Raw genomic sequence first — 18,737 nt, 5'->3', positions numbered from 1 at the left:
GTTATGTTCCGGGTAACAAGGCCAACGTCTATTCTCCGCTAGAAACTTGACCCTTTCCCGCATGCCCCCGGGGGCGGCCGCTCAGTCGAGGAACAGCGCGCGCAACCGCCGGGTGGTGAAGACCAGCCCGATGGCGATCATCACGAGGTAATACAGCACGTGCCAGAGCATGGCCACGCTGAGGGCGCCGGTGGTGAGACCGCGCACGAGCTCCACTCCGTGCCAGAGCGGCAGCGCCTGGATTACCCACTGGATCGCCGTGGGGTAGACGCTCAGCGGGTAGAAGGTCGCCGAGAAGAGGAACATCGGCAGCATCACGAAGTTGATCCAGTCCATCTGCTGGAAGGTCTTCAGGTAGCTGGTGATCGCCATGCCGAGGCTCGCGAACCCGAACGCGATGAGCAGCACGGCCGGCAGGGCGAGGATCGCCGTCCAGGCGAGGTTGAGCCCGAGCACCTGCATCACGATCATGAAGCCGCCGGCGTAGAGGGCGCCGCGCAGCAGAGCGAGCAGGATCTCGCCGAGCGCGACGTCCAGCGGGCCGAGCGAGGTGGTCAGCATCCCCTCGTAGAGCTTGGCGTACTGCATCTTGAAGAAGACGTTCCAGGTGGAGTCGTAGATCGCGCCGTTCATCGCCGAGACCGCGAGCAGGGCCGGGGCGATGAACGCCGCGTACGGCACCTGCTGGCCGGTGGTCGTCGCGACGTTGCCCACGAGGGCGCCGAGCCCCAGCCCCATCGAGAGCAGGTAGAACACCGGCTCGAAGAACCCGCTGAGCACGATGAGGTAGTTGGTGCTCGTGGTGGCGAGAAGGCCGCGGCTCACCACCGAGCGCGCGTTGCCGGCGTAGAGCGCGCCGATGCCGCCGGAGCGCGGCTTGGCGAGCGGACGGGTCGGCGCGAGGGCGCGCGTGGAGGTCACTTGTTGAGCCTCCTCGTGACGACCCGCTGGGTGGTGGTCCAGCCCCAGACGCAGAGGGCGGCCGGGTAGAGCACGTGCAGCGCGGTGAGCCAGGCCGGCTCGACGGCACCGTAGCTCAGCACGCGGCCGAGTTGGGTCCCGTGCCAGAGCGGCGAGATCCAGCCGATCCACTGCAGGAAGATCGGCATCTGGCTGAGCGGGAAGAAGGTGCCGGAGAAGAGGAACATCGGCGTGATGCCGAAGCGCATGATCATGGCCATCTGGCCCTTGTCGTCCACGATCCGCGACGTGTACGCGGCGATCACGAGGCCCACGGACAGCCCGGTGAAGGTCGCCACCAGGATGGTGAGGGCACCCCACGGCGACGGCACGGCACCGAAGAGCAGCATGACCAGGAAGTAGATGACGCAGGTGGGGATGATGCGCACTAGCACCGAGATGAACACGCCGTTCACGATCTGGTTGCCCGTGATCGGCGCCGCGTTCATGCCGAAGAAGATCGGGTTCCACTTGAACCCCATCATGATCGGATAGGTGCATTCCTCTGCCGCGACCGTCACGGCCGCGGTCGCGAGAAGGGCCGGTGCGACGAACGCCAGATAGCTCACGCCGTTGAAGCCGTTCGGCCCGAGGTTCTTGTCGATGAGGCTGGCGAGGCCCACGCCCAGGGCGAAGAGGTAGACCAGCGGATTGCCCACGCTCGTCACGACCAGCGTCTTGAGGTACGAACGCATTCCCCGGATGCGGTGCTCGGCCACGTACCACGAGCCGTACCGGCGCGGCTTGACTCCGCCGGCGAGCGCGCGCCCGGCCGTCTCCGCCGCGAAGGGCTCGGTGACCGCGGTCATTCGATCAGGCTCCGTCCGGTGAGGCGGAGGAACACATCCTCGAGGCTCGAGCGGCGCACGAGACTCGTGATCGGCTCGAGCCCCATCTCGGCGATGAGCGCGAGTTCCGCGTCGCCGTCCTCGCTGTAGATCAGGATGCGGTCGGGCAGCACCTCGAGTCGCTCGCCGACCCCGGCGAGACGGCGGGCCACGTCGGCGTTGCGGTCGGAGCCGAAGCGCACCTCCACGACCTCCCGCGTCGAGTACTGCTTGATCAGGTCGGCCGGGGCCCCCTCGGCCATGATTTTGCCCTTGTCCACCACCACGAGCCGGTCGCAGAGTTGCTCGGCCTCGTCCATGTAGTGCGTGGTGAGCACCAGGGTGGTGCCCTGCTCCTTGAGCCGGAACAAGCGATCCCAGAGGATGTGCCTCGCCTGCGGGTCGAGTCCGGTCGTCGGTTCGTCGAGCAGCAGGATGCGGGGGTCGTTCATGAGCGAACGCGCGATGGTCAGGCGCCGCTTCATGCCGCCGGAGAGGTCGTCCACCTTCGCCTTGGCTCGGTCGGAGAGCTGCGCGAACTCGAGCAGCTCATCCGCCTTCCGCCCGCACTGGGCGTGGCTCATGCCGAAGTACCGGCCGTAGACGATGAGGTTGTCGCGCACCCTCAGCTCCATGTCGAGGTTGTCCTGCTGCGGCACGACGCCGAGCTGAGAACGCACCTCCGGCCCGTGCTCGTTGGGGTCGAGCCCGAGGATCGACAGGTCGCCGCTCGTGCGCGTGGACACCGCGCCCACCATGCGCATCGTCGTCGACTTGCCGGCGCCGTTGGGCCCGAGCAGCCCGAACGATTCGCCGGGCGCGACTTCGAAGGAGATGCCGTCGACGGCGGCAAATTCCTTGTACTTCTTCGTGAGCGACTTCGCTGTGATCACTGGAGGGGACATCGCTGTCCACCCTAGCCAATGCCACCGTCACCGCCACCGCCACCCGGGGCTTCACCTCCGGGGACCCCTTCCCGTTTTCGAGTTGTCAACTGAACTTGATGTCAAGTCGAATTGACAGATCGAAGATCGGTGCCCGGTCCCGCGAGTGTCAACCTGCGTTGACAATTCAAGGCGTGTCAACTACGGTTGACGGGGTGTCAGACCTCCTCCTCACCCTCGGCTCCGAAGCCGGGGACGAGAATCCGCTCAAGGCCCTTCATGCCGTGAGCGAAATGCGCATCGAACTGGATCGCCACGAAGCTACGCTCGTGCGCAGGGCCCGCAACCTCGGCATGGGCTGGCAGATGATCGCCACCTCCCTCGGCGTCTCCCGCCAGGCGGTGCACAAGAAGTACGGGCGTCGCTAGGGCGAAGTTACGCCGCTCGGAGTACCGATCCGGCCGCGCGCCACGAAAGACTAAGGAATCATGAGCTCCACGACGCAGACCCGACGATCCCCCTTCGGCCGAGGGAAGAAGGACGACGGGCCGCGCGCCCGCTTCAGCCAGTTGCTCCCCTACCTGCTCGAGCACAAGCGCATCCTCGGCGTCGTGATCGGCCTGAGCGTGCTCAGCGCCGCGGCCTCACTCGCCCAGCCGCTGCTCGTGAGCCAGGTGATCTCGGTCGTGCAGAAGGGGCAGAATCTCGGCACCCTGGTCTGGCTTCTGGTGGGCCTCGTCGTGCTCTCCGGCCTCCTCAGCGGCTTCCAGCATTACCTCCTCCAACGCACGGGCACCAGCGTCGTGCTCTCGGCTCGCCGCCAGCTCGTGCGTCGAATGCTCCGCCTGCCGATCAGCGAATTCGATACCCGCCGCACGGGCGACCTCGTCTCCCGCGTCGGCTCGGACACCACCCTCCTCTACGCCGTGATCACCCAGGGTCTCGTCGACGCCGTCGGCGGCGCGCTCGTCTTCGTGGGCGCCCTCATCGCGATGCTCATCATCGATCCGGTGTTGCTCGGGCTCACGGTGCTGGTGATCGCGGCCTCGGTGGTCACCGTCGTCAGCCTCAGCGGCCGGGTGCGCGTCGCGAGCCGCAAGCAGCAGGAGAAGGTCGGGGACCTTGCCGCCTCGGTGGAGCGCGCCATCAGCGCCGTGCGCACCGTTCGCGCCTCCAACGCCACCGAGCGGGAGATCGCGGCGATCGAGAAGGACGCCGAGGGCGCCTGGCGCATGGGCATCAGCGTCGCGAAGATCTCCGCCCTCGTCGTGCCGATCGCGGGGATCGCGCTGCAGGTGTCGTTCCTCGTCGTGCTCGGCGTCGGCGGGTTCCGGGTGGCGAGCGGCGCGATCACCATCTCGAGCCTCGTGGCGTTCATCCTGTTCCTGTTCATGATGATCATGCCGCTCGGCCAGGCCTTCGGGGCGATCAACTCCGTCAACCAGGCCCTCGGCGCGCTCGGCCGCATCCAGGAGATCATCTCCCTGCCGAGCGAGGACGAGTTCGACGCGGCGATCGAGCCGGCCGCCCCGCTGCACACGGATGCCGCGATCAGCTTCGACGGCGTGCACTTCACCTATCCGGAGGCGGCGCGGCCCGCCCGGGCCGAGGGAGCCGACGAGTCAGAGGGAGCCGACGAGTCGGACCTGCCGGCGGCCCGCAAGGATCTCACCGTGCTGCACGGCATCAGCTTCGAGGCGCCCCGCGGCAAGCGCACCGCCCTCGTCGGCCCGAGCGGCGCCGGCAAGAGCACCATCCTGGCCCTCATCGAGCGCTTCTACGACCCGGCCGCCGGAGTGGTGCGCATCGGCGGGCTCGACGTGCGCGGGCTCGACCGCGAGGCGCTGCGCGCCCAGATCGGCTACGTGGAGCAGGACGCCCCGGTGCTCGCGGGCTCGCTGCGCGACAACCTCACCCTCGGTGCTCCGAATGCGACGGACGCGGAGTGCATCCGGGTGCTGCACGACGTCAACCTCACCGAGGTGCTGGAGCGCAACGAGCTCGGCCTCGACGCCCCGGTCGGCGAGGACGGCATCATGCTCTCCGGCGGCGAACGCCAGCGCCTCGCCATTGCACGCACCCTGCTCGCCGCTCCGCCCATCCTGCTGCTCGACGAGTCCACCTCGAGCCTCGACGGGCTCAACGAGCAACTGCTGCGGGAGACCATCGACGCCGTCGCCGACAACCGCACGCTCATCGTGATCGCCCACCGGCTCTCCACCGTGGTGGACTCCGACCAGATCGTGGTGCTCGACCACGGGCGGGTCGTGGGAGTGGGCACCCACTCCGAGCTGGTCAAGTCGACTCCCCTCTACAAGGACCTGGCCAAGCACCAGCTGCTCGTCTAGCGGTCGGGGCCACCGGCTCAGTCGGCGAGAGCCCACATCGCCACGGCGCTCGCGGCGGCGACATTGAGCGAGTCGATGCCGTGCGCCATCGGGATCGTCACTATGGTGTCCGCCGCCTCGAGCGCCTCAACGGTGAGCCCGTCGCCCTCCGCGCCGAGCACGAAGGCGACCCGCTCCGGCGCGGTCGCGGCGAAGTCCCGCAGGCCGACCGCGCCGGGACCCAGCGCCAGCGCGGCGATGTGGAAACCGGATGCCGAGAGCAGTTCCCGGGTCGACGCCCAGTCCCCGACGCGCGTCCACGGCACCTGCAGCACCGTTCCCATGCTCACCCGGATCGCGCGCCGGTAGAACGGGTCCGAGCAGCGCGGCGTCACGAGCACGGCGTCGGCGCCGATCGCGCCGACCGACCGGAAGATCGCCCCGACGTTGGTGGGGTCAGCCACGTTCTCGAGGATCACGATGCGCCTGGCCGTCGCGAGCAGGGACTCCGGGGCGGGCAGCGCCGGCCGATGCATCGCGGCGATGAGACCGCGGTGCAGGAGGTAACCGGTGAGCTCCTCGAGCAACTCCGACGGACCGGAGAAGACGGGCACGTCACGGTCGCCGAGCAGATCGAGCGCCTCGTGCACCGAACCGCCGAGGGCGAGCACGGACCGCGGCCGGTGCCCCGCCGCGAGGGCGCGTTCGAGCACGAGCGCCGACTCGGCGATGTAGAGCCCGTGCTCGGTGCCGCGTGCCTTCTTGAGGGCGACGTCGGTCTGGTGCGAGTAGTCGCCGAGGCGGGAATCGGCCAGGTCGGTGATCTCGATGACGGGAATCGTGGGGCCTCCAGGGAAGGCTCCAATTCTAGGCGAGGGCCCCCGCCGCGTCGGCCTGAGCGACCTCCCGGTCGCCGTTGTGCACGACCAGCACCGGGCAGTGGGAGTATTCCGCGCACCGGGAACTCACCGAACCCAGCAACAGCCCCACGAAGCCGCCATGGCCTCGGCTGCCCACGATCAGCATCTCGGCGCCCTTGCTCGCGTCGATGAGCACCTGCGCCGTCGACCCCTCGCACACGACCGGCACGAACCAGTCGGGCGGAGTGCCCTGGAACACCTCCTGGGCCGCCTCATCCAGCACCGAGCGGGCGTCAGACTCCGGAGACCACTCCGAGGTGACGTACCCTCCGAATTCGAGCGGGTACTGCCAGACCGTGATGCCCTCGAGCCGCACGCCGAGAGCCTCGGCCATCCTCGCCCCGCGCCGGAGCGCGTCGATCGACGAGTCCGATCCATCGACCCCCACAACGATTCGAGCGGAGTCCTGAGCCTGGTGTGTCGCGTCCATGGTTCATGGTCTGCCCCCTCCCCCGTCGGCGACGGGCCGAAAGTCCCTGCCTGCGTCCCGCTCGGGTGGCAGATTCGACGATGCGGAGGCCGTCGCGCGGCCAGGTCCCGCCCCACCACTCGATCGGGTCCATTGCCGCGCCGACAGGAAGGCACCACCCATGAAGGCAGCAGTCGTCACCGGATTCACTGACGCGCTCACGATCGTCGATCGGGCCATCCCCGAACCCGGCGAGGGCGAGATCCTGGTTCGGCTCGAGGCCTGCGGGTTGTGCCACACCGACATCCACGCAGCTCACGGTGACTGGCCGGTCAAGCCCAGCCTGCCTTTCGTACCCGGTCACGAAGGGGTCGGAATCGTCGAGAAGCTCGGCGTCGGCGTCCGCAACCGCGCCATCGGCGATCGCGTGGCGATTCCGTGGCTCGGTTACGCCTGCGGAGAGTGCCGATACTGCATCGACGGCCGAGAGACGCTCTGCGAGCAGCAGCACAACAGCGGATACTCCGTGGACGGCGCATTCGCGGAGTACACCCTTGCTCACGCAAAATATGTCGTGGCGGTACCGGACGGGATCAGCCCGCTCGACGCGGCACCGCTCACCTGCGCCGGCGTCACCACCTATAAGGCCGTCAAGGTCGCAGGCATCAGCCCGACCGAACGCGTCGCCGTGTTCGGGGTCGGCGCTCTCGGCCACCTCGCCGTTCAATACGCACGCATCGTGGGAGGCTCCGTCATCGGGGTCGACATCGAGGAGGCGAAACTCGACCTCGCCACCGAACTCGGAGCGGAGTTTGTGGTGAACGCGGCGAAGGCCGACCCGGTGAAGGCCATCCAGGAGATCGGCGGCGCGGATGTCGCGATCGTTCTCGCCGCGTCTCCCGTCGTGTTCGAGCAGGCCTTCGCCTCTCTCCGTCGGGGCGGCCGCCTCGTGTGCGTCGCGCTGCCCGCCGAGCTCACCATGAGCATCCCGATCTTCGAGACGGTGCTCAAAGGCATCTCGATCATCGGCTCGATCGTCGGCACCCGCCAGGATCTCGCCGAGGTGTTCGCCCTGCACGCGGCCGGCCACACTCGCGTGATCGCGGAAGCCCGCAGGCTCGATGACGTCAATGCCGCGATGGCCGAAGTCCTCTCGAGCAAGGTGCCCGCCCGACTCGTCTTCGAGTACTGACCGGGGACCTTCGGCCCTGACGCTTCACGGCAGGCGGGGCGACGCTGGGCAGATGACTACTTCAGCGAACGGGCACAGCGACGCGGAGGTGCAGGCCGCCGTGGTGGACGAACTCCACTGGACTCCCGACGTGGAGCCGGCCGACATCGGCGTCTCGGTGCATGACGGGGTCGTCACCCTCTCCGGCGAGGTCGACCCCACCGAGCGTGCGGCCGCCACGCGGGCGGCGCTGCGCGTGCGAGGGGTGTCCACGGTCGTCGACCAGTTGGACGTCCGTGAACCGACCGCGGGGGCGATCACCGACTCGGAGGTGGCGACGGCGGTGAACAATGCGTTGCTCTACACCGCCGACGTTCCTCACGCGACGGTGCAGGCCGAGGTGCGGAACCACGTGGTGACCCTGCGCGGCACCGTCAACTGGAACTACGAACGCGACGCCGCCTACCGCGCGGTGGAGCGGATCGCGGGGGTGTACTTCGTCGACAACCGCATCGCCCTGACGCCCCGGCCGACCGCGCACGACACCGAGGAGAAGATCCGCCGCGCGCTCATCCGCAACGCCGTCGTGGATGCCGACAACATCACCGTGCAGGTGCGGGGCAGCGAGGTGACCCTGACCGGTACCGTGCGGTCGTGGGCGGAGAAGAGGCAGGCGGGGTTCACCGCGTGGGCCTCGCCGACGGTTTCGAGCGTGCACAACCAGATCTCCGTTCGACCGTTCTAGCCGCCCTCTGGTCTGAGGCCGCCCGCCCTCAGAACTCCAGCACGAGCGAGCCGGAGGCGGATCCGCTTCGCAGGTCGTCGAGCGCCTCGGCTGCCCTCCCGAACGGGTACACGGTGGTCTGGGGGCGCAACCGCAGGGCGTGGGCGAGCCGGAGGAAGGCGATTCCGTCGCCGCGGGTGTTGGCGGTCACGCTGCGCAGGTCCCGTTCGTGAAACAGCGTGCTCTCGTATTCCAATGTTGGAATATTGGAGAGGTGGATGCCGGCCACCACCACCGTTCCCCCGGCCGTCGTCGCCCTGAGCGCGAGCGGCACCAGTTCGCCGGCGGGGGCGAAAACGATGGCGGCATCGAGCAGCTGCGGCGGAACCGAGTCCGCCTCGCCGACGAACGCGACGCCCAGGCTGCTCGCGAGTTCACGATTCGCCGCGCCCCGGGTCATCGCGAACACCTCGGCACCGGCCGCCATCGCGAGCTGGGCAGTGATGTGGGCGCTCGACCCGAAGCCGTAGATGCCGAGCCTGCCGCCCGGCGGAAGCTGGGCCCTGGAGAGGGCGCGGAAGCCGATGATGCCGGCGCAGAGCAGCGGCGCGGTCGCGATCGGATCGCTGTCGCCGGGCAGTCGGTAGGCGAAGGCCGCGGGCACGGTGGCGAACTCCGCGAAGCCGCCATCCGCATCCCAGCCGGTGTAGGTCGACCGTGGGCACAGGTTCTCGCGACCCGTGCGGCACCACTCGCACGACCCGCAGGTGCCGCGAAGCCAGGCGATGCCCACGAGGTCACCGATCCGGAGGTCGAGCACGCGATCGCCGATCCCCGCCACCGTTCCCACCACCTGGTGGCCGGGGACCACTCCGGCCCGATGCAAGGGGAGCTCACCGTCCACGACGTGCAGGTCGGTGCGGCACACCCCGCACGCGTTCACCCTCACCAGCACCTCGCCCGGCGCGGGCAGTGGTGTCTCGCGCTCCACCAGTCGGATCGATCGCGTGGTCGAGTCGCTGGTCCAGACCCTCATGGTCGCCGTCCTTTCGCCGCCACCCTCGGGCGCTCTGGCCAGTCAACCCGGGGTGACCCCCGAATCGACGGCCGAAGGTCCCGCATCCGCCGCGGTCGCGTGACGAAAGGCCCTACCCGGCGCTCGGTGCGGGGCTAGCGTCGGAGTCAGGGCGACGGCCCTCTCCGATCGGCCGCCGCGAAGAGAGAGGAAGAGAAAAATGGCAATGTTCTTTGACCCGTTCCGCGAACTGGATCGCATGAGCACGATGTCTGATGGGCGACGCGGCCCACGATTCGTACCGATGGACCTCTATCGCGAGGGCGACCACTACATTCTCAACGCCGACGTGCCCGGGGTTGATCCCGGCTCGATCGACATCGATGTTGACGGTTCGGTGCTCACCATTCGCGCGGTTCGCACGCTGTCCACCGCCGAGAACGCCGAGTGGCTGACCCAGGAACGCCCGAGCGGCTCGTTCGTGCGCCAGTTGAGCCTCGGCGACGGAATCGACGCCGACAGCATCTCGGCGAGCTACCACAACGGGGTGCTGAGCGTGATGATCCCAGTGAGCCAGCGGATGAAGCCCCGCAAGGTGGAGATCACCGCCGGAGCCCCGGAGACGATCGCCGTCACGACGGGCAAGTCGACCGCCAAGAAGTAGCAGCGGCCTCCGCCCGGCCACGGCTGGCCCCGCCTTCCGAACCTCCAACCTTCCGAAATCCAGGCAATCGGCGCCGACGCGCCGCTCAACATCGCCCCGGAACGGCGTGTCGAGCAGGAATGCATGGATTTCGGAAGGGGGAACCCAAAAAGGGGAAACCCAAAAGGGGATGCGGGGAGTGCGACCGGGGTCAGGCGAAGGGGCTGGGGGTGAGCACGTACTTCGTTTCGAGGTACTCGTGGATGCCCTCGGCCCCACCCTCGCGGCCCAGTCCGGACTGCTTCACCCCGCCGAACGGGGCGCTCGCGTTCGAGACGACCCCGGTGTTGAGGCCCATCATGCCGGTCTTGAGACTCTCGATGAGGCGCTGGCCGCGTGCGAGGTCGCGGGTGAAGGCGTAGCTCACCAGTCCGTACTCGGTGTCGTTGGCCTTGGCCACGGCATCCGCCTCGTCGGTGAAGGTCGAGATGGCGAGCACCGGTCCGAAGATCTCCTCGCGCAGGATCTCGCTGCCTGCCAGGACGCCGGAGATCACGGTGGGCTCGTAGAAGGTGCCGTCGCCGTCGATCGCCGACCCGCCGGTGAGCAGGGTCGCCCCGCGCGTCACGGCGTCCCGCACGAGGTCGGAGGCCTTGGCCACGGCCGCCTCGTTGATGAGCGGGCCGATGCCCACGCCGTCCTCGGTGCCGCGTCCCACCCTCAGTTGCTTCACGCGCGCGGTGACCCGGGCGGCGAAGTCCTCGGCCACGGACTCGTGCACGATGAACCGGTTTGCCGCGGTGCAGGCCTGGCCGATGTTGCGGAACTTGGCGATCATCGCGCCGTCGACGGCCTTGTCGATGTCGGCGTCCTCGAAGACGAGGAACGGCGCGTTGCCGCCGAGCTCCATCGAGGTGCGCAGCACGTTGTCCGCCGCCTGCTTGAGCAGGCGCACACCGACGCCGGTGGATCCGGTGAAGCTGAGCTTGCGCAGGCGGGGGTCGGCGATGATCGGGGCCGACACCTCCCCCGAGGTGGACGTGGTGATCACGTTGAGAACACCCTTGGGCAGTCCGGAGTCTTCGAGCAGCCGGGCGAAGTAGAGCGTGGTGAGCGGTGTCAGCTCGGCGGGCTTGACCACGGCGGTGCAGCCGGCGGCGAGCGCCGGGGCGATCTTGCGGGTGGCCATGGCCAGGGGAAAGTTCCAGGGGGTGATGAGAAACGACGGGCCAACGGGCAGGTGCGTCACGATCGTGCGTCCGGTGCCCTCGGGGTTCACACCGTAGCGGCCGCTGATGCGCACCGCCTCCTCGCTGAACCAGCGCAGGAATTCCCCGCCGTAGGCGACCTCGCCGCGCGCCTCCGCGAGCGGCTTGCCCATTTCGATGGTCATCAGCAGGGCGAACTCGTCCGCCCGTTCCTGCAGCAGGTCGAATGCCCCGCGGAGAATCTCTCCGCGCACCCGAGGCGCCGTGGCGGCCCAGGAGTCCTGCGCGGCGGCCGCGGCGTCCATCGCCCGCGCGCCATCCGCCACCGAGGCATCGGCGATGGTCTTGATGACCGCCCCGGTGGCCGGATCATGCACCTGGATGACGCGGCCGGAGGTGGAGTCCACCCAGTCGCCGCCGATGAAAAGCTGATCGGGCACCTTTGCCAACAGCTCGGATTCTGACAGAGCACTCATGCGATCGAGTCTACTGATCGGCGCCGGTCGCCGAGTGCCCGTCAGGACGGGTGGACCTCGGCGCCGGCAGCGACGAGTTCCGCGAGTGCGGCGTCGCTCGAGGGCCCGGCGACCCCGGCCACCAGGTCGGAGAGCACGGCCACGCGTCGCCCAGTGGCGAGCGCGTCGAGCGCCGAGGCCCGCACGCAGTAGTCGGTGGCGATGCCCGCGACGTCGATGTCGTCGATGCCCAGGGTGGTGAGCACCTCGGCGACCGTACGCCCGTCGTTGGTGACGCCCTCGAAGATCGAGTAGGCGGGACGCCCCTGGCCCTTTCGCAGCTGCACGGTGAGGAGGCCGGTGTCCAGGTCCGGGTGGTACTCGGCGCCAGGGGTGCCCGCCACGCAGTGCACCGGCCAGGTGGACACGAAGTCCGGCACCTCGGTGGTGGCGAAGTGGCCGCCGTTGTCGTTGTCGGCGTCGTGCCAGTCCCGGGAGGCGATCACCTGGTCGTAGCGGCCCGGATGGTCGCGAAGGTAGCGGGTGATGCCCGCGGCGACCGCCGCCCCACCGTCGACACCGAGAGCGCCGCCCTCGGTGAAGTCGTTCTGCACGTCGATCACGAAGAGCGCCCGGCTCATCGGCACCCGCTGGTCTCTGCTGTCACGGTCGGCCCGGTCAATTGTTCGAGAGGTTGTTGCCGCAGCTGAACACGGCGGTGGTGATGGTGTCGAGGGCGGGCTGCGTGCGGCTGTTGATGTTGCCGAGGGCGTAGAACGCGAAGCTGAGGGTGGTTCCGTCGGCGGCGTGCACGACGCCGGCGAGGGCGTACTCGGTCTTGATCCAGCCGGTCTTGGCGTTCACAGCGCCGCGGGCTATCGCGTTCGCCCCGGTGAATCGGCTGGCCAGGGTGCCCGTCTTGCCCGCGATCGGCAGAGCGTCGTAGATGATCTTGAGGTTCTGCTCGCCGGCGGCAACCTTGGCCATGAGTTGCGCGACGAAGGTGGCCGGAACGGCGTTGGAGTTGCTTTCGCCGGAACCGTCGATGATCGTCAGGCCGGTGGGCTGCAGCCCGTAGCCGACCAGGGCGGCCGGGATGGCGGTCTTGAGCGAGGCCGACGAGCCGTCGCCGCCGCTCATCTTGGAGGTGACCCGCGCGATCATCTCGGCGAGCGTGTTGTCAGAGACGGGAAGCAGATAGGAGATGAGCGTCTTGAGCGGCTGGGACTTCACCTCGCCGAGGAGCTTGGTTCCGGCGGTCGCCGTGCCGGCCGTGACCGTGGGGGTCGCCGGCAGGCCGAGCGCCGAGACGAAGGCTGCACCGGCGCGGCCCACTGGGTCGTCGCTGCGCGGGCTGTCCTGGGCCTTCGGGTTGGCGCGGTCGCCATCCACCATGAGCGCGGTGATCTCGGGCTGGTACCCCTCGGTCTGCTCGCTCCGCTCCCAGGTGGGGTCCCAGTTGTCTGCCGGGTTCCACATGTTCGCGTCGAGGATCACGCTCGTGATGTCCACCCCGGCGTTCTTGGGGTCTGCCGCCCACTGCGTCTTCACCTGGTACGCCAGGTCGCTCAGTTTCGGCGCGCCCTTGTAGACGCTCTCCTCGGCCGGCCCGAGGGCGCTCAGGGTGGGGTCTCCGCCGCCGACGAGCACGATGCTTCCCGGGGCGCTGCCCTCGTAGACCTTGGTGGAGAACTGGTAGGCCGGCCCGAGCACGGAGAGCCCGGCCGCCGTGGTGAGGGTCTTCATGACGCTCGCGGTGCGCGCCGGGGTCGCCCCGGCCCGGTCGAAGAGCACCTCGCCGGTCGTGGCGTTGATCACGCTGCCCTGGAAGGTGAGCAGGTTGGGATCGGATGCCGCCTTGGCCACCGAGCAGGTGCGCAGGTGGGTGGGGTCGGCGATCGCTGCCGGGGTCGGCCTGGGCGTGGGGGTCGGAGTCGGCGTCTTGCTCGGCCCGACCACCGCGGCGGGCGTCGGGGAGCCGACGGCCGCACCGGCGAAGAGCGCCCCCGTGCCGAGGAGCACGAAGGCGAGCCCCAGGGCAGAGAAGAGCCACGCGTTCGGATGTTTGCGGATGCTCGCGAAGACGCCGCCGAGCGCCGCGCTGGCCGCGGCCTTCACCCCGGAGCGGGGCCGGCCTGTGGAATCCCCAGCGGAACCCGCGTCTGTGCCGCGCGCGCCGGGACCGACTGCCCCTGTGCCGCCCGCCCCGAGGTCGGAACCGCCGGTCGCCGGGAACATCACGGTCTCGACATCGTGAGGGGGCGGCGCGCCCGGGAACGACGGGGGAAGGTAAGGGGTCGACGCGGCCACCGGCAGAAACTTGGTGGCGTCATCGGCCTGAGATGCTGTCGGTGAGATCAGCTCCGTCGCGGGCGGCTGGTCCCCCGCGGACGTCGGGGCGTCTGGTCGGACCTCGTCGGGCCGGGCCGCCTCCACGCGGGCCGCGTCGGCGGCCTCGGCAGCCTCACGAGCGGCGCGCCGGCTCAGGTGCTGCTCGGGGGGTGGCTGTGGGTCCTGGGGGTCACTCACGCCTCCATTCTAAACGGAGGCGGTTGTGAGCCTATTCGCCCGGGTAGACCACGCCGATCTGGCGCCGGATCTCGTCGAGGGTCTCCATGATGCGCACGCTCTCCTCGGGCGGCAGGATCTCGCCGCTCGTGAGACCGGCCCCGATGAGCCGCTCGGCCTCCCAGGCCTGGAACTGCATCCCCCGCGGCTCCACCGCCGTCTCGAATCGCTCGATCACGGTGCCGGCCGAGTCGAAGACGCTGAAGGTGGTCGGCGAGTACCAGACCGTATCGATCTCGATGCGCCCCTCCGTGCCGAGGATCACTGCCCGGTTCGGCCCGGCGGTGTCGAGCGCGCAATGCAGAACGGCCTGCTGTCCGTCGGGGTAGCCGAAGATGATCGCGGTCTGGCGGTCGACTCCCGTCTGTGTCTTGGCGGCGTTCGCCAGGACGGTGGACGGGGAACCGAACAGGTCGAACGCGAACGAGACCGGGTAGATGCCGAGATCGAGCAGGGCGCCGCCCCCGAGCTCCGGGTTGTTGATGCGGTGCCGCGGGTCGGTCGGCAGGCTCTGGTTGTGGTCGGCGATGAGCGTGCGCACGTCGCCGAGCGTGCCGGCCGCGATGATCTCCCGAATCCGCACCATGTGCGGCAGGAATCTCGTCCACATCGCCTCGAGCACGACGAGGCCGGCGTCGGCACCCACTCGAACCACCTCGCGGGCCTCCGCGGCGTTGAGGGTGAACGCCTTCTCGATCAGCACATGCTTGCCGGCGCGCAGGGCGAGGAGGGCATTCTCGGCGTGGAACGGATGCGGAGTCGAGACGTAGACGACGTCCACGTTCGCGTCGGCCACGAGTGCCTCATAGCTGCCGTGGGCCACGGGAATGCCGAACTCGGCCGCGAACGCGTCGGCGGACTCCTGGCTGCGAGACCCGACGGCGGTCACGGAGAATCCGTTGTTCACGAGGTCGGCCGCCTGCAGGTGGGCGATGAATCCGGTGCCGAGGATGCCCCAGCGAATCGTGCCAGCCATGTCTTCCTTCCGCCCGGGCGATCGCGCCCGCACCACAAGGAATCTAGCAGCCACCCCAGCGGGCAGCGGCCCGGGAGAAGCTGTACGGCTCGTTGGGGATTCCGCCGTGGGTCATCGCGAAGTAGATGCAGACGCCGCCCGTGCCGCCGGCGTAGCTCGGCTTGTAGAGGGAGAGCCGATGCGGCGCCGAGTCCCACCACTTCTGGGCCACCGTCGCGCCGCTGTTCCCCGTTCCGCCGGCGAGGTTACCGTCGCAGCCGACGCTCGGCACGCCGTCGCTGCGCACCGAGCCGAGGTGGCCCCAGGCGCTCATCGGGTTGGTGCTCGGGTCTTCCGCCATCCAGAACAGTCGCTGTTCCATGCAGCCGTCGTAGCGGAAGTTGCCGGCCGGAATGGACGGCAGGCAGTTGGCCGCGCGGATGGCGTTGTAGGCCGCGGAGAAGGACTGGATGTCGCCGGAGGTCGTGCCGGCGACGCCTCCGCCGGAGGTGCGGCCGGGCGCGCTTCCGCCGCCGCCCGCACTGCCGGGGCAGCCGGAGCCGGTCGCCGCCGCCGCGGCGCGACGCTCCGCGGTGCCAGAGGCCGCGGACGCGGTCGCGCGATGCCCGCTCGCGGTCCTCGACGCCGGCGGTGCCGGCGGGGCGACGACGACGACGGGCACGGGCACGGGCTTCTGGCCGAGGTGCTCGGTGTCCGTCTTGAGGTAGGCGGCGGTGTTGGCGGCGCGGCTCACGATGGTGTCGATGCCGGGCACCGAGATCTGGACGGTGGCCGTGGCCGCACGGGCGACGGGCGACGCGAAGACGGGCACGCCCGTCTCGGCGGCGTTGGCGGACGAGGCCGCGCCGAGCGCCGGTCCGCCTCCGCCGACGAACGGCAGCACGAGTGTGAGCACGGCCGTCACGAGTGTCGTGAGTAGTGCAAAGCGCTTCATTCCAGATTCCCCCGAACCCCGTGAGGTGCGTACCCCTCAGCAGCACCTCCTCCAACGCTAGGCCCGCCCCCGCCCGGTCACAACCAATTCCGGGCCTCCGGCCAGCCGAACACCCTCGAAGTGGGGGCGTGTCGTTGCCCGGCGAAACCCTCAGTCCGGGGGCAGAACACGCGTTGTGTCCCCCTTAAGGCGGACACGATTTGGGCCGAGAGACCTAGAACCCGAAGCGTTCCCGGGCGAGCCGGTGGGCCTCGAAGGCCGCCCCCTCGAGCGGGGCGTGAGTGCTCACGATCACCTCGGGCGGGTCGAGCGCCAGGCCCGGGATGCGGCCCGCGAGACCGTCGACGAGGCCCGCACTGGCGGTGAGCGGCCCCCCGAGCACGACCGCGCGTGGGTTGAGCAGGATCGTCGCGTTGACGATCGCGGTCGCCAATTCGTCGATGGCGCGCTCGCCCGCCTCGCTCGGCGGTGTGCGGGAGAGAAGCTCGACCGCGGCCTCGACGTCGATGCCGTAGGCGTCCGGCGCGCCCAGTCCGAGCTGGGCGAGGGTCTGGGTGAGGTCTCGGCCCGTCGGGGATCGAAGGTAGCCGATCTCGCCGGCGAGGCCGCGGGAGCCCCGCACGAGCGCTCCGGAGGCGAAGACCCCCGCGCCGATTCCCGCCCCGAGATAGACGTAGACGAAGTCCTCACAGGCGGTCATCGAGCCCAGGTGCCGTTCGGCGATCGTCGCCCAGTTCACGTCGTTGTCGACGACGGCCGTGCCCGCCGGGGCGAGATCGAGTTCGCGCAGGGGGGCGAACTGGCCGGCCGGGAACGGCGAGTTGGGAAGCCGCACGGTGTCGCCCGTCGAGCTGTCGACCGGCACGGCGACGGAGACCGCCGCGGAGATCAGGGGGCTGCCGACGGCGTCCGCGCTCTCATGGATGAGGCGATTGGCGAGCGCGACGACGACATCGGTCGTGGCCCCGGTAGGCAGGGCCTCCGCCACATCGACGAGCGTGCGGCCCGCGAGATCCCTGGCCCGCAGCGAGACGCCGGTCGGCTGCAGCGCGATGGCGAGGGAGTGGCCGTGGCTCCCGTTTATGCGGTAGAGCGTGGCCACTCCGCCGCGACGCCCGCCGCGCACCCCGGCGTCGACGATGAGCCCGGTCTTCTCGAGGCGCGCCGCCGCGTCGGAGATGGCGGGTTTGGAGATTCCGGTCGCGGCGGCGATCTCCGCCCGGGACAGTGGGTCGACCGAGTCGGCGAGCGCGCGCAAGAAGCGCTGGTCAGTGAGGGCGGCGAGCAGGTTGAGGCGGGGCGCGCCGTTATCGTCGTCCGCGTCGTCGTCAGTCATGACCACCCATTTCAGTTCGCAGGCTTTACCAAATGCTATCCGGAGGCGTAGCATCGTCTCAACGCTTCAGTAAGATACCATTACTGAATAACCAGGGAGACATCATGAATGCAATGGAGCAGACGAGCTGGGCCACCCCGCCGGAGGACATTTCGGCGGCGATCGTGGCGGTCAAGAAGAAGCTGCGTGCCCAGATCGGCGATGTGGACGCGCTCTTCGCCCGAATCGAGGCCGCCCTCAAGGCCGAGGTCGCCGACATCGTGGCGACGAGGGAACGCGGCGAAGACGTCTGGCCGGTGATCCAGTTCTCGGACATCGCCGCCGGCACCGTGTCGAAGCAGCAACTCGACCTCATCCACCGCCGCGGCTGCGCCGTCGTTCGGGGGCAGGTGCCGGTGGAGACCGCGACCGCCTGGGACGCTTCGCTCGTCGAGTACGTCGACAGCAACGACTTCGAGAAGAAGTACCGCGGACCGGCCGACGACTTCTTCGGAACGCTCGCCGCATCCACGCCGGAGATCTACCCGATCTACTGGTCGGCCGCGCAGATGGAGGCGCGCCAGCACGCCAACACGGCGACCGTGCAGAGCTTCCTCAACGCGCAGTGGAAGAACGAGTCGCAGGGCACGGTCTGGTTCGACCCCGACCAGGACTCGATGTACCCGGACCGCATCCGCCGGCGCCCGCCGGGGGTCACCTCCAAGGGCCTCGGCGCGCACACCGACTCCGGGTCGGTCGAACGCTGGCTCACGCCCGCGTACCAGGAGGTCTTCTCCTCCCTGTTCCACGGCGACTTCGACAGCTACGACCCGTGGGATGCCGCGCACCGCACCGAGGTGGACGAGTACCCGTCCTCCACCATGTGCAGCGTGTTCCGCAGCTTCCAGGGCTGGCTCGCCCTCTCCGAGATGCAGCACGACCAGGGGGTGCTGCACGTGGTGCCCGCGCCGTCGGCCATGGCCTACCTGCTGATCCGGCCCCTGCTCGACGACGTCCCGGAGGACTCGCTCTGCGGGGCGGCCCAGGGCAAGGCCCTCGGTGTGAACGAGCAGTGGCATCCGCTGCTCATGAAGGCGGTCTCGGGAATCCCCGACGTGCAGCCCGGCGACTCGGTCTGGTGGCACTCGGACCTCATCCACAGCGTCGCACCGGTGACCGACCAGCAGGGCTGGGGCAACGTGATCTACATCCCCGCCGCCCCCATGTGCGAGAAGAACGCGCGCTACGCGGCCAATGTGGCCGAGCGGTTCCGCCTCGGCGAGAGCCCGACCGACTTCCCCCAGGAGGACTACGAGGTGAAGTGGCCCAACCGCTTCGCCGAGGCCCAGCTGAACGAGATCGGCGCTCGAGCGCTCGGCCTCAAGGGTGCCGTCCGCTGAA

The 18,737-nt window shown here is 69.3% G+C and carries 18 protein-coding genes; 6 read left to right on the top strand and 12 right to left on the bottom strand.

Features of this window, described 5'->3' with window-relative positions:
• Positions 1-81: 81 nt before the first annotated feature.
• From ACHZD8_RS07895 to ACHZD8_RS07885, 3 genes are read right to left on the bottom strand one after another with little or no spacing between them, the layout of a single operon-like run.
• On the bottom strand, positions 82-921 hold the full coding sequence (locus ACHZD8_RS07895; RefSeq protein WP_394769665.1) for an ABC transporter permease: 840 nt from the start codon (positions 919-921) through the stop codon (positions 82-84).
• Complete coding sequence (locus ACHZD8_RS07890) at positions 918-1,769, bottom strand: ABC transporter permease (protein ID WP_394769664.1); 852 nt, start codon at positions 1,767-1,769, stop codon at positions 918-920. Before ACHZD8_RS07890 ends, ACHZD8_RS07895 begins: the two co-directional genes overlap by 4 nt.
• Positions 1,766-2,692, bottom strand: a complete 927-nt coding sequence (locus ACHZD8_RS07885) for an ABC transporter ATP-binding protein (RefSeq protein WP_394769662.1) — start codon at positions 2,690-2,692, stop codon at positions 1,766-1,768. Before ACHZD8_RS07885 ends, ACHZD8_RS07890 begins: the two co-directional genes overlap by 4 nt.
• A 173-nt stretch (positions 2,693-2,865) precedes the next feature.
• Between ACHZD8_RS07885 and ACHZD8_RS07880 the strand changes: the two genes are divergently transcribed.
• Both ACHZD8_RS07880 and ACHZD8_RS07875 read left to right on the top strand, forming a co-directional pair.
• On the top strand, positions 2,866-3,099 hold the full coding sequence (locus tag ACHZD8_RS07880) for a hypothetical protein (RefSeq protein WP_394769661.1): 234 nt from the start codon (positions 2,866-2,868) through the stop codon (positions 3,097-3,099).
• Positions 3,100-3,159: 60 nt separating this feature from the next.
• Entirely contained in the window at positions 3,160-5,019 is a 1,860-nt protein-coding gene (locus tag ACHZD8_RS07875; RefSeq protein WP_394769660.1) for an ABC transporter ATP-binding protein, read from the top strand.
• A gap of 17 nt (positions 5,020-5,036) precedes the next feature.
• On the opposite strand, the gene ACHZD8_RS07870 is transcribed toward ACHZD8_RS07875, so the two are convergent.
• Together ACHZD8_RS07870 and ACHZD8_RS07865 are read right to left on the bottom strand one after the other, a co-directional pair.
• Complete coding sequence (locus ACHZD8_RS07870) at positions 5,037-5,837, bottom strand: TrmH family RNA methyltransferase (RefSeq protein ID WP_394769718.1); 801 nt, start codon at positions 5,835-5,837, stop codon at positions 5,037-5,039.
• A 28-nt stretch (positions 5,838-5,865) separates the two neighbouring features.
• Positions 5,866-6,348, bottom strand: coding sequence for a universal stress protein (locus ACHZD8_RS07865; RefSeq protein WP_394769659.1), 483 nt, complete (start codon positions 6,346-6,348; stop codon positions 5,866-5,868).
• A 160-nt stretch (positions 6,349-6,508) separates the two neighbouring features.
• On the opposite strand from ACHZD8_RS07865, the gene adhP reads away from it, so the two are divergent.
• Both adhP and ACHZD8_RS07855 read left to right on the top strand, forming a co-directional pair.
• Entirely contained in the window at positions 6,509-7,519 is a 1,011-nt protein-coding gene (gene adhP / locus ACHZD8_RS07860) for an alcohol dehydrogenase AdhP (protein WP_394769657.1), read from the top strand.
• A 52-nt stretch (positions 7,520-7,571) separates the two neighbouring features.
• A complete protein-coding gene (locus tag ACHZD8_RS07855; RefSeq protein ID WP_394769656.1) occupies positions 7,572-8,243 on the top strand; it encodes a BON domain-containing protein in 672 nt (223 codons plus the stop codon).
• Between the two features lie 28 nt (positions 8,244-8,271).
• On the opposite strand, the gene ACHZD8_RS07850 is transcribed toward ACHZD8_RS07855, so the two are convergent.
• A complete protein-coding gene (locus tag ACHZD8_RS07850) occupies positions 8,272-9,258 on the bottom strand; it encodes a zinc-dependent alcohol dehydrogenase family protein (protein WP_394769655.1) in 987 nt (328 codons plus the stop codon).
• 199 nt (positions 9,259-9,457) lie between these two features.
• Between ACHZD8_RS07850 and ACHZD8_RS07845 the strand changes: the two genes are divergently transcribed.
• On the top strand, positions 9,458-9,901 hold the full coding sequence (locus tag ACHZD8_RS07845; RefSeq protein ID WP_394769654.1) for an Hsp20/alpha crystallin family protein: 444 nt from the start codon (positions 9,458-9,460) through the stop codon (positions 9,899-9,901).
• Between the two features lie 190 nt (positions 9,902-10,091).
• Here the strand turns inward: ACHZD8_RS07845 and ACHZD8_RS07840 are convergent, their stop codons facing one another.
• The 6 genes from ACHZD8_RS07840 to ACHZD8_RS07815 all read right to left on the bottom strand — a co-directional run bounded on the left by ACHZD8_RS07840 (position 10,092) and on the right by ACHZD8_RS07815 (position 17,357).
• The gene (locus ACHZD8_RS07840) at positions 10,092-11,564 is read right to left on the bottom strand and encodes an NAD-dependent succinate-semialdehyde dehydrogenase (protein ID WP_394769653.1); all 1,473 of its coding nucleotides are present in this window, start codon (positions 11,562-11,564) and stop codon (positions 10,092-10,094) included.
• Between the two features lie 41 nt (positions 11,565-11,605).
• Entirely contained in the window at positions 11,606-12,184 is a 579-nt protein-coding gene (locus ACHZD8_RS07835) for an isochorismatase family protein (protein ID WP_394769652.1), read from the bottom strand.
• Between the two features lie 37 nt (positions 12,185-12,221).
• Positions 12,222-14,072, bottom strand: a complete 1,851-nt coding sequence (locus ACHZD8_RS07830) for a D-alanyl-D-alanine carboxypeptidase/D-alanyl-D-alanine-endopeptidase (RefSeq protein WP_394769651.1) — start codon at positions 14,070-14,072, stop codon at positions 12,222-12,224.
• A gap of 31 nt (positions 14,073-14,103) precedes the next feature.
• Positions 14,104-15,087 (bottom strand): Gfo/Idh/MocA family protein, encoded by a 984-nt coding sequence (locus ACHZD8_RS07825; protein WP_394769650.1) that lies wholly within the window; start codon positions 15,085-15,087, stop codon positions 14,104-14,106.
• Between the two features lie 43 nt (positions 15,088-15,130).
• On the bottom strand, positions 15,131-16,021 hold the full coding sequence (locus tag ACHZD8_RS07820) for a hypothetical protein (RefSeq protein WP_394769649.1): 891 nt from the start codon (positions 16,019-16,021) through the stop codon (positions 15,131-15,133).
• A gap of 214 nt (positions 16,022-16,235) precedes the next feature.
• Complete coding sequence (locus tag ACHZD8_RS07815) at positions 16,236-17,357, bottom strand: ROK family transcriptional regulator (RefSeq protein WP_394769648.1); 1,122 nt, start codon at positions 17,355-17,357, stop codon at positions 16,236-16,238.
• A 104-nt stretch (positions 17,358-17,461) separates the two neighbouring features.
• On the opposite strand from ACHZD8_RS07815, the gene ACHZD8_RS07810 reads away from it, so the two are divergent.
• Positions 17,462-18,736 (top strand): DUF1479 domain-containing protein, encoded by a 1,275-nt coding sequence (locus tag ACHZD8_RS07810; RefSeq protein WP_394769647.1) that lies wholly within the window; start codon positions 17,462-17,464, stop codon positions 18,734-18,736.
• The last annotated feature ends 1 nt before the right edge of the window (position 18,737 follow it).

Origin of the sequence: Lacisediminihabitans sp. (assembly GCF_043726815.1) — a bacterium.
Taxonomy (GTDB): Bacteria; Actinomycetota; Actinomycetes; order Actinomycetales; family Microbacteriaceae; genus Lacisediminihabitans.
Note: the sequence above shows the minus strand (reverse complement) of the source record. Positions and strands in the feature narration are given on the sequence as shown.